Annotated in this window: 9 protein-coding genes, 1 tRNA gene and 1 pseudogene; 9 read left to right on the top strand and 2 right to left on the bottom strand. The window is 60.5% G+C overall.

From position 1 onward, the window contains the following. Positions 1 to 33: 33 nt before the first annotated feature. Entirely contained in the window at positions 34 to 993 is a 960-nt protein-coding gene (locus AC07RZ_RS03100) for a sugar-binding transcriptional regulator (protein WP_144739699.1), read from the bottom strand. Positions 994 to 1,323: 330 nt separating this feature from the next. Between AC07RZ_RS03100 and AC07RZ_RS03095 the strand changes: the two genes are divergently transcribed. From AC07RZ_RS03095 to AC07RZ_RS03055, 9 genes and pseudogenes are all read left to right on the top strand, one after another. Beyond that, positions 1,324 to 2,664: an ABC transporter substrate-binding protein gene (locus tag AC07RZ_RS03095; RefSeq protein WP_092397596.1), complete on the top strand. Its 1,341-nt coding sequence runs from the start codon at positions 1,324 to 1,326 to the stop codon at positions 2,662 to 2,664. A gap of 176 nt (positions 2,665 to 2,840) precedes the next feature. Beyond that, a complete protein-coding gene (locus AC07RZ_RS03090) occupies positions 2,841 to 3,770 on the top strand; it encodes a carbohydrate ABC transporter permease (RefSeq protein WP_494666854.1) in 930 nt (309 codons plus the stop codon). 29 nt (positions 3,771 to 3,799) lie between these two features. Beyond that, positions 3,800 to 4,582: pseudogene (locus AC07RZ_RS03085) on the top strand (carbohydrate ABC transporter permease); the annotation flags it as partial. Beyond that, on the top strand, positions 4,579 to 5,280 hold the full coding sequence (locus AC07RZ_RS03080; RefSeq protein WP_494666853.1) for an HAD-IA family hydrolase: 702 nt from the start codon (positions 4,579 to 4,581) through the stop codon (positions 5,278 to 5,280). The pseudogene AC07RZ_RS03085 and the gene AC07RZ_RS03080, both read left to right, overlap by 4 nt. Positions 5,281 to 5,350: 70 nt before the next feature. Next, positions 5,351 to 6,493 (top strand): sn-glycerol-3-phosphate ABC transporter ATP-binding protein UgpC, encoded by a 1,143-nt coding sequence (gene ugpC / locus AC07RZ_RS03075; protein WP_494666852.1) that lies wholly within the window; start codon positions 5,351 to 5,353, stop codon positions 6,491 to 6,493. 49 nt (positions 6,494 to 6,542) lie between these two features. Then, entirely contained in the window at positions 6,543 to 7,943 is a 1,401-nt protein-coding gene (dalD, locus tag AC07RZ_RS03070; RefSeq protein ID WP_494666851.1) for a D-arabinitol 4-dehydrogenase, read from the top strand. A gap of 67 nt (positions 7,944 to 8,010) precedes the next feature. Next, a complete protein-coding gene (gene xylB, locus AC07RZ_RS03065; RefSeq protein WP_494666850.1) occupies positions 8,011 to 9,501 on the top strand; it encodes a xylulokinase in 1,491 nt (496 codons plus the stop codon). A gap of 72 nt (positions 9,502 to 9,573) precedes the next feature. Continuing rightward, positions 9,574 to 9,649 (top strand) — tRNA-Thr (locus AC07RZ_RS03060). Positions 9,650 to 9,845: 196 nt separating this feature from the next. Next, positions 9,846 to 10,841: a tyrosine-type recombinase/integrase gene (locus AC07RZ_RS03055; RefSeq protein WP_494666849.1), complete on the top strand. Its 996-nt coding sequence runs from the start codon at positions 9,846 to 9,848 to the stop codon at positions 10,839 to 10,841. On the opposite strand, the gene AC07RZ_RS03050 is transcribed toward AC07RZ_RS03055, so the two are convergent. Beyond that, complete coding sequence (locus AC07RZ_RS03050; protein ID WP_494666848.1) at positions 10,838 to 11,104, bottom strand: hypothetical protein; 267 nt, start codon at positions 11,102 to 11,104, stop codon at positions 10,838 to 10,840. The two genes, AC07RZ_RS03055 and AC07RZ_RS03050, sit on opposite strands and share 4 nt — an antisense overlap. Positions 11,105 to 11,135: the final 31 nt, after the last annotated feature.

The raw sequence follows: 11,135 nt of genomic DNA, 5'->3' as shown, positions 1-11,135 counted from the left end.
TGGGTCAAACAATTTGACTCCGACCCTAATTAACTACTCGTCCTGCAGCGCGTAGCGGGCGCAGTATTCGTCGGTGATCAGGCCGGACCACCAGCCGCCGCGCAATACGGCGCGGATCGCTTCTGCTTTCTTGACGCCGCCTGCCATGCCGATCACCGGGCGCGCCGGCGGGGACGTCAGCGGCAAGCTGGTGACGCGGTCTTCAAGCGGCGATGCGATCAGGCGGCCGTCGCCGGCGATCGCGTGGCCGATCATTTCTCCCACTGCGCCGTATCCCTGCAGTTGCGCCACTTCTTCGGCAGTGATGAAGCCGTCTTCGTGCATCGGACAGCCTGGCGCAATGGTGCCGACGCCGATGAAAGTGACGTCGGCATGCTGCGCCAGGTCGGCCACGATGCGATACACGCGATGGCTGCACCACTGGCGCATGTCGTCGGCGCTGTCGGCCACCAGCGGCGCCGGCAGGAAAAAGAATCGGGCCTGGATCTTGTCGGCGGCGGTCAGCGCCACGTCATAGCGATTCGATGAGCCGTCAGCGGCAATCGCTCCCACCATCGACACGATCCGGTGCTGCGGCCGTTCCATTTCAGTGACCGCTTCCAGCACTGCCTTCAAGGTCCGCCCGGAACCGACGTTGACCACCAGCGGCGTCTCTTGCTGCAGATAGCGCTCCATCACCTCGGCGCCGACCACGGCCAGCATCTGCTGCACGCCGGCGTCGTCGACCACGTTGCCGCCCGCCCCCATGCTCGGCACCACATGGCATTGCTCCAGGCCGTAGCGCTGCTGCAATGCTGCGGCCAGCTCCAGGCAAGTCGATACCGGATGCTCCACCCTGACCTTGACCAGTCCCGACTCACGCGCATAAGCCACCAGACGCTGCGCCATCTGGCGCGAGATTCCCAGGTGGTCGGCGATTTCGTTCTGGGTATTGCCGGCCACGTAATACATCCACGCCGCGCGCGCGGCGAGATCCAGCTTTTCATTTGCCATCTGATTTCCTTTTTTGGGCATGGACCGCTCGGCACGCGTTTCCAACATGCATCGCCAGGGTCGCTGTGCCTTGTTTTTTGGCATTCGACCTTGGAATTGTCCCAGATAGTGCAGCGCAGCAGAACTAAATCTTGACACGCTTTGAATCATGCATGATTATTTGCTCAACGAAAAGTCTTTTGCTCAATATTTAAAACAGCAAGGCATGATGCAAAAGGCAACGTTAAAGAATTTTCCAGGCGACCGCCATCAACGCCGCCTGAGAAAGTGATAACGCGAAGCCGCGCAAGTCGGCATGGCGTATTGATCATTCCTACAATGGAGACAAACATGAAACGTCGCAGCATCCGCGCAAGCTCGTTTTCAGCCGCCCTGGCCCCACTCAGCCTGCTGGCTATGTTCTGCAACAGCGCCTGGGCCGCGCCAACCACCGTGAACATCGCAACGATCAACAATCCCGACATGATCGAACTGCAAAAACTTTCCTCGAATTTCGAAACCGCCAATCCTGACATCAAGCTGCGCTGGGTAGTGCTGGAAGAAAACGTCCTGCGGCAGCGGGTCACCACCGACATCGCCACCGGCAGCGGCCAGTTCGACCTGATGACCATCGGCGCCTATGAGGCGCCGATCTGGGCCAAGAAAGGCTGGCTGGCGCCGATGGAAGGCTTGCCTGCCAGCTACGACGAAGGCGACCTGATCAAGACCGTGCGCGAAGGCTTGACCGAAGGCGGCAAACTGTACGCGCTGCCGTTCTATGCCGAAAGCTCGATGACCTATTACCGCAAGGACCTGTTTGCGGAAAAGGGCTTGAAAATGCCCGAGCACCCGACCTTCCAGGACATCGCCGGCTTTGCTGAAAAACTGACCGACAAGCAGAACGGCATCGCCGGCATCTGCCTGCGCGGCCGTGCAGGCTGGGGCGAGAACATGGCGCTGGTCGGCACCATGGTGAATACCTTCGGCGCCCGCTGGTTCGATGAAAAATGGCAGCCGCAGCTCAACTCGCCAGAATGGAAAAACGCCGTCACCACCTATGTCGACCTGCTGCGCAAGTACGGCCCGGCAGGCGCCACCTCCAACGGCTTCAACGAAAACCTGGTGCTGTTCTCCAGCGGCAAATGCGGCATGTGGATCGACGCCACGGTCGCCGCCGGCATGATCTACAGCAGCAAGGAATCGAAAGTGGTCGGCAAGGTAGCGTTTGCGCCGGCGCCGGTGGCGGTCACGCCCAAGGGCGCGCATTGGCTGTGGATCTGGTCGCTGGCGATTCCGAAATCGTCGAAATCGCAGGACGCCGCCAAGAAATTCGCGGCCTGGGCGACTTCCAAGGAATATGTGCAGCTGGTCGCCAAGGAAAAGGGCTGGGGCCTGGTCCCTCCAGGCACCCGCATGTCGACCTACGCTTCGCCTGAATACAAAAAGGCTGCGCCTTATTCCGACTTCGTGCTGAATGCGATCCAGTCGGCCGACACCAAGGATGCAACCTTGCAGAAAGTGCCTTACACCGGCATCCAGTTCGTCACCATTCCCGAGTTCCAGTCGCTGGGAACGGTAGTCGGCCAGGCGATTGCCGGCGCGCTGGCGGGCAAGTCGACCGTCGAAGCTGCGTTGCAGACATCGCAGGCGCAGGCGGACCGGGTGATGCGTCAAGGGCGGTATATCAAGTAACAGCGCAAGTAACAGCGCAAGTAACAGCGCGAGTAACAGCGCGAGTAATGACACGCAGCCAATAAAAACAGCAGGCCCGCAGGCGGACGCTATGTCCGCCTGCTCTCCCTTGCCGCTGCCGGGCCGTGCCCTTGCAAGGTCCAACATCCGCAGCGCAAAAACGTAAGAGGTAAATCATGTCGACTCCTTCCGCCCAGGTCGCCAACGCGGCCCTGCCGGTACGGCCAAACGCCAGCAAATTCAAGCCGGTGCGGCTGCTGCAAACGCCCTCGGTATTCCTGCTGCTGCTGTGGATGATCGTGCCGCTGGCGATGACGCTGTACTTCTCGGTCATCCGCTACAACCTGATGATGCCGGACGTCACCGGTTTTGTCGGGCTGGACAACTATGCCTTCCTGTTCAACGATCCGGCATTCTGGCCGTCGATCCTCAATACGCTGCTGCTGATCGGCTCGGTGCTGGTCATCAGCGTGGTCACCGGCACGTTGCTGGCGGTGCTGTTCGACCAGCCGTTCTTCGGCCGCGGCATCGCCCGCCTGCTGGTGATCGGCCCGTTCTTCGTGATGCCTACCGTGGCCGCCCTGATCTGGAAAAACATGATCCTGCATCCGGTCTACGGCCTGCTGGCCTGGGCCATGCGCCTGGCCGGCCTGGAGCCGATCGACTGGCTGGCCGAATATCCGATGCTGTCGGTGATCATGATCGTCGCCTGGCAATGGATCCCGTTCGCCTTCCTGATCCTGCTGACGGCATTGCAGTCGCTCGACCTGGAACAGAAAGAAGCGGCGCAGCTGGACGGCGCCGGACCGATCCGGGTGTTCTGGTATGTAGTGCTGCCCCATCTCAAGCGCGCGATCACGGTAGTGATCATGATCGAAACCATTTTCCTGCTGTCGATTTTCGCCGAAATCTTCACCACCACCGCCGGCGGTCCGGGCACCGCGACCACCAACCTGGCTTACCTGGTGTATTCGATCGGCCTGCAGCAGTTCGATATCGGCATCGCCTCGGCCGGCGGCATCATCGCCGTGGTCCTGGCCAATATTGTGTCGTTCTTCCTGGTGCGGATGATGGCCAAGAACCTGAAAGGAGCGAACGAAAAATGAGCGCTAAAAACAAAAACCGCCTGTGGCTGGGGCTGGTGGCGTGGGCCTGTGCCATCGTGCTGTTCTTCCCTATCTTCTGGGTTGCCATCACCGCCTTCAAGACCGAACACCAGGCTTACGTGCCGACCCTGATCTTCTGGCCGACGCTGGAAAGTTTCCATGAGGTGATGGCGCGCAGCAATTACATGAACTTCGTCGGCAATTCGCTGATCGTCTCGCTCGGCTCCACCATCCTGTCGCTGCTGATCGCGGTGCCGGCAGCGTATTCGATGGCGTTCTTCCCCACCGCGCGCACCCAGAAACTGCTGCTGTGGATGCTGTCGACCAAGATGATGCCGGCGGTAGGCGTGCTGATCCCGATCTACCTGCTGGCCAAGAATACCGGCCTGCTCGATACGGTGACCGGCCTGACCATCATCTACACCCTGATCAACCTGCCGATCGCGGTCTGGATGGCGTTCACCTACTTTAACGACGTGCCCAAGGAAATCCTGGAAGCGGCGCGCATCGACGGCGCCAACGCCTGGCAGGAAATGGTCTACCTGCTGCTGCCGACCTCCATGCCGGGCCTGGTCTCGACTGCCTTGCTGCTGATCATCCTGTCGTGGAACGAAGCGTTCTGGAGCATCAACCTGACCAGCGTCAACGGCGCGCCGCTGACCGTTTTCATTGCTTCCTACTCGAATCCGGAAGGACTGTTCTGGGCCAAGCTGTCGGCCGCTTCGCTGCTGGCGATCGCGCCTATCATGGTGCTCGGCTGGCTGGCGCAAAAGCAGCTGGTGCGCGGCCTTACTTTCGGCGCGGTGAAATGAGCAAGACAATGGATAGCCATATCAGCCACCTTATCTGCGACTGCGACGGCGTTTTGCTCGATAGCGAGAGCATCGCCCTCACCGTCCTGCATCGCGAGCTGACGCCGTATTTGCCGCCCTCCATGCTGCAGGCCGGCCCGGCGCTGCACAGCGCAATCGCCGAGCGGCTGGGGATGATGACCAACCTGCTGCTGGATGAAGTCGACAGCGAATTCAAACTGGGACTGGGCGCCGCGGACTACGATGCGATCAATCTCGCAGTCGGCCGCGCCTGCAGCGAAGAAGTCAATCCGGTTCCCGGCGTCAGGGAAGCGCTGGCGGCGATTGCCTTGCCGAAGGCGGTCGCCAGCAACAGCAGCCTGGACCGCATCCATGCCGGCTTGCGCCGCTGCGATCTGCTGGAGCTGTTCGACGGCCACATCCACAGCGGCCACCAACTGGGCAGCCCGAAACCGGCGCCGGACGTCTACCTCGCCGCTGCCGCCGGCTTTGGCGTGGCACCCCGGCAATGCATCGCGATTGACGACAGCATCACCGGCGTCCACTCGGCGGTTGCCGCCGGCATCCGCGTCATCGGCTTCACCGGCGTCGCGCACGACCGCCAGCAGGCCGGCGCCCGGCTGCTGGCAGCCGGCGCCGAACGGATATTCGACAACATGCAGCAACTGGCCGAACTGCTCGGCAAACAGACGGCTTGATGCCACGCATTTTCACTGGATCGCCGCCATCCGCGGCGGCGCTCCAAGAACAAAACAGAAGGAGACCATCATGGCAGGCGTAACGATCAAGAACCTCGTCAAGAGCTACGACGACAATGAAGTCATGCGCGACATCAACCTCGACATCGAAGATGGCGAATTCGTCGTCTTCGTCGGCCCCAGCGGCTGCGGCAAATCCACGCTGCTGCGCATGATCGCCGGCCTGGAAGACATCAGCAGCGGCGACCTGTTCATCGGCGACACCCGCATGAACGATGTGCCGCCGGCCAAGCGCGGCATCGCCATGGTGTTCCAGTCCTATGCGCTGTATCCGCACATGACGCTGTACGACAACATGGCGTTCGGCCTCAAGATCGCGGGCAAATCGAAAGCCGAGATCGATACCGCGGTCCAGCGCGCCGCCAAGACCCTGCATATCGACCATCTGCTGGACCGCAAGCCGAAAGCCTTGTCGGGCGGCCAGCGCCAGCGGGTGGCCATCGGCCGCGCCATCACGCGCGAACCCAGCGTGTTCCTGTTCGACGAGCCTTTGTCGAACCTGGATTCGGCCTTGCGGGTCAAGATGCGCCTGGAATTTTCACGGCTGCACGACCAGCTCAAGACCACCATGATCTACGTCACCCATGACCAGATCGAAGCCATGACGCTGGCCGACAAGATTGTGGTGCTGTCTGCCGGCCGGGTGGAACAGGTCGGCTCGCCGCAACAGCTTTACCATCACCCGGCGAATCGTTTTGTGGCGGGTTTCATCGGCTCGCCAAAGATGAACTTCATCGACGGCAAGGTAGCGGCCATCGCCAATCACGGCGTGCTGGTCGAACTGGCCAGCGGCGGCCGCCAGTCGGTTGCGGTCGACGGCAGCAGCCTGCAGATCGGCGCCCCGGTCAGCATCGGCGTGCGTGCCGAACACTTGATGCTCGACTCGCACAATCCGATGCTGAAGGCAAAGTTCACGGTGCTGGAAGCGCTGGGCGATTTCTCCTACCTGTACGCCGATTCGACCGCATCCGAAGAACCGCTGGTGCTGCGCGTAGCCGATACGGTGGACATGCAGCGCGGCAGCGAAATCGGCGTGTCGGCCGATCCGCAGCGTTGCCACCTGTTCGACCAGGGCGGCCGCGCCTTGCGCCGGCTGGATGCAACCGTCCCGGCAACCGGACAGAGCCATCCAGCCGCTGCACAGACGGCATAAGACATTATTTACCAAAGCGGCGTCAGCCATCATTTATCCAGGACTCACCATGCAAGCCACCTCCTCTCCTACTGACGCAGCCGGCAATACCTGGCTGCACATCGGCGCAGGCTCCTTCCATCGCGCCCATCAGGCGGTATACCTGCATCACCTGATGGAAACCGGCGACACCAGCTGGTCGCTGGCGCTGGCCAACATCCGCGACGACATGACGCCGCTGCTCGACGCGCTGGAGCGCCAGGGCGGCGCCTATACGCTGGAAACCGTGACGCCGGGCGGCGTACGCAGCTACGAAACGATCCGCTCGATCAAGACTATCGTGCCGTGGGACGCGGCGCTGCTGGAGCTGACCGCGTTCGGCGCCAAGGCCAGCACCAGGATCATTTCATTCACGGTCACCGAAGCCGGCTACTACCTGGACCATCACCACAAGCTGGACACCGGCAATCCAGACCTGGCGGCCGACCTGCAAGGCGAACTGAACACCGTCTACGGCGCCCTGACCGCCATCCTGCGCGCACGCGCCGCGGCCGACAGCGGCCCAGTCACCCTGCTCAATTGCGACAACCTGCGCCACAACGGCGAACGCTTCCACGACGGCTTGCTGCAGTTCCTCGCATTGCGCGGCGAAACCGACCTGCAGCAATGGGTGGCAGGCCACACCAGCAGCCCCAACTCGATGGTCGACCGCATCACGCCGCGCCCCACCGAGGAAGTCAGGACGCGGGTGGCGCAAGCCATCGGCCAGGCCGATCCTTGCGCATTGATGGCAGAGTCGTTCATCCAGTGGGTGATCGAAGACCGCTTCGCCGCCGGCCGTCCAGCCCTGGAAAAGGTCGGCGTCGAAATGGTGCAGTCGGTGCTGCCTTATGAAGAAGCCAAGATCCGCATACTCAATGCCACCCATAGCTGCATCGCCTGGGCCGGTACGCTGGTTGGGCTGACCTATATCCATGAAGGCTGCGCCCGGGCGGATATCCGCAAAATGGCGTACGACTATGTCACGCAAGACGTGATTCCTTGCCTGACGCCGAGCCCGCTCGACCTGGCGGACTACCGCGATGTGGTGCTGGAGCGCTTCGGCAACCCGAATATCCAGGACAGCAACCAGCGCGTCGCCGCCGACGGCTTTTCCAAGATTCCCGGCTTCATCGTGCCTACCCTGCAGGAATGCATCGCCCGCGGCGTCGTGCCGCACGCCACCCTGGTCCTGCCGGCGCTGTTCTTCCTGTTCCTGCAACGCTGGGCGAAAAACGAACTGCCCTATGCCTATCAGGACGGCATCTTCGATGAAAACGCGACCCGCGCCATGCTCGGCAGCCCCGACCCGGTGCGCGCCTATTGCGCCGATCCCGCCTTATGGGGCACACTAGCTGGCAGCCCGCAGCTGGAGTTGCCGCTGCGCGAGGCGCTGGTGCACGTCCAGGACTGGCTTGCCCAGCAGACCTGACCGGATGCTGCGCTGGCAGCATCTGTTGCTGCAATAATCACCCATAAAAATACAATAGGATGGAGATATGTATCTCGGCATCGATTTGGGCACTTCGGAAGTCAAGATCGTCCTGATGGATCAGTCCGGCAAGCTGCTGGCCGACGCCGGCAGCGCGCTCACCGTGTCGCGCCCGCAGCCGCGCTGGTCGGAACAGGATCCCGGGCAATGGTGGCAAGCCACCGACGAAGCCATCGCCAAGCTGCGCGCAAAGGCGCCGGCAGAATTTCGCGCCGTGCGCGCCATCGGCCTGTCGGGCCAGATGCACGGCGCCGTCGTGCTCGGCGCGCAAGACCGCGTCTTGCGTCCGGCGATCCTGTGGAACGATTTGCGCAGCATCAGCGAATGCGTCGAACTGACCGAACGCGCGCCGCAACTGCACCAGATCGCCGGCAACCTGGCCATGCCCGGTTTCACCGCCCCCAAGCTGCTATGGCTGGCGCGCCACGAACCGGAGATATTCGCCGCCATGCAGATGGTGCTGCTGCCGAAGGACTGGCTGCGCCTGAAGATGACCGGCAACAAGGTATCCGAACCATCCGATGCAGCAGGCACCTTGTGGCTCGATGTCGCCAAACGCGACTGGTCGGACGAACTGCTGGCAGCAACCGGCATGCGCCGTTCACACATGCCGCGCTTGGTCGAAGGCGGAGAATCGTCCGGTACGCTGTTGCCTGAAGTAGCGGACGCCTGGGGCTTGTCGCCGGAGGTCATCGTGGCCGGCGGCGGCGGCGACGGCGCCGCCAGCGCGGTAGGCATCGGCGCGGTGAATCCCGGCGACGGTTTTGTCTCGCTCGGCACCTCGGGCGTGCTGTTCGTCGTCAACGACCGTTTCCGTCCGAACCCGGCCCAGGCCGTGCACGCCTTCTGCCACGCCCTGCCCGGCCGCTGGCACCAGATGAGCGTGATGCTGTCCGCCGCCAGCTGCCTGCGCTGGTTCTGCCGGCTGGTCAGTGTCGACGAAGCCACATTACTGGCGGAAATCGCCGAACTGGATACGGCTGCGCTGGAAAACGCGCCGCTGTTCCTGCCCTACCTGTCGGGTGAACGCACTCCCCACAACGATCCCTATGCGCAAGGCGTATTCCACGGCCTGTCTCACGCCCACGGCCGCGCCGCGCTCGGTTATGCCGTGATCGAAGGCGTCACCTTCGGCATGGCGGACGGCCTCGCCGCCTTGCACACCGCCGGCACCGAGGTCACGGAGCTGTCGCTGGTAGGCGGCGGTTCGCGCAGCCCTTACTGGGCGCAACTGATCGCCGATGCGCTGAATGTGCGCATGGTGACCCACGTCGGCAGCGAAACCGGCGGCGCGCTGGGCGCAGCCCGCCTGGCCTGGCTGGCTGCCAACGACCAGCCTGGCAAGGAAGCCGTCATCTGCGCCAAACCGCCGCTGCGCGAAGCATTTACGCCGAATGCGCAGCGCCACGCAGCACTACAGCCGCGCCTGGCGGCTTATCGCGAGATTTACCGTTGCCGGCCCGAACGGAATGCCGATGCCGCCCTGCCTGGGCATTGAATTGCTTTAATTTAGCGCTTGATTGCTGCTAGAATATATTCGTACTCTTGCATGGTTTTTTGCAAAAGTAGTGCCGGTGTAGCTCAGTTGGTAGAGCAATTCATTCGTAATGAAGAGGTCGGGGGTTCGACTCCTCTCTCCGGCACCACGAGACATTTCAAGAAATCGCTATAAAACGCCGCAAACCAAGTAAATACATGGTTCTTCGGCGTTTTTTCATTCCAACCTTAATCTACAAAAAGCCACCAAAAACCACTAATTACCGATATCAATTCCCCAGAATTTACCCAACGATTCCCCAATTTTGTGATGTAATTGGCACCGTTTTTTGGGGAATAGGATATATGGCATCAATCGTAAAGTGCGCTGGTGGCTGGCGGGTTCAAATTGCAATCAAAGGCAAACGTGAATCGGGAACGTATCCGACCAAGGCGCAAGCTCAAGCATGGGCCGCCATGCGCGAAACTGAGATTCGCACAGAGGCGGCAACCGGAATGGTCGCTGGGAAAACCTGTCGCGAGGCATTTGAGCGATACGAAAAAGAGGTTTCACGTACTAAGCGTGGTTTTCGCTGGGAGGCCTTGCGCCTATCCGGAATGACCAAAACGGTCGTTGGGAAAATTGTTTTCGGTGACGTCAAACTTAATGAATTGACGTCAGATTTCCTGGGTCAATGGCGTGATTCGAGATTAAGAACAGTAACCGGATCAACAGTCAATCGTGATTTGAATTTGCTGTCCCATGTATTCACTACTGCGCAACAAGAGTGGGGATGGATGGGAGACAGCCCAACTAAGGGTGTACGCCGGCCAAAGAATCCCGCACCACGCGATCGACGCATTTCCGCTGATGAAATTGACCGTTTGTGTCTAGCTTTGGGATTTGATGACGAACCTGTTCGCTCAAAAAATCAAGCGGTTGCCGTCGCTTTTCTGTTTGCCATAGAGACCGCGATGCGGGCCGGTGAGATATGCGCATTGCAACTTGGGAATATCTCTGGCCGGGTCGCGGTTTTGCCAATGACAAAAAATGGCACTAAGCGTGATGTACCCTTATCGACTAGGGCAATTGAATTGCTGTCGTTCTTACCGACACCACGAGAAGGGGAGCCATTGTTTGGGCTTACGTCGGCGTCGCTCGATGCTCTGTTTCGCAAGGCGAGAGGAAAAAGCTTAGTTGAAGGGATGACTTTTCACGATACCCGACATGAAGCCATCACTCGGCTGGCAAAAAAACTCAATGTCCTGGAACTTGCCAGAATGGTCGGGCATCGTGATCTACGCATGCTGCAGATTTATTACAATGAAACAGCCGCCAAGCTGGCGGAACTTCTGGATTAGCGTTTCTCTCGATAGCTCTCTGACCAGCCAATCACCTCAGACGCTTTATACAAGGGATGCGCTCTACCTTTTCTGGATGGTAGGCGTATCGCCTTCGGGAAATCCGGCAGGCAGGCGATACGCTCGCGCACTACTGCAGCATCCCGTTTCAGATATTGACCGATCGTGGCAATGTCCCATAAATCAATCCCTAGTGGGATACTCGGCTTGAAATGTTTTGCCAGTGCGTCGGCCAATTTCGAAATCAATTCTACGTCGCTCATTCACACACCTTTGCATTCATATTCATTGCAT

The organism is Collimonas sp. GW821-FHT07E08, from assembly GCF_059418905.1.
The sequence above is the reverse complement of the archived record's forward strand: the minus strand, read 5'-3'. Positions and strand labels throughout refer to the sequence as shown.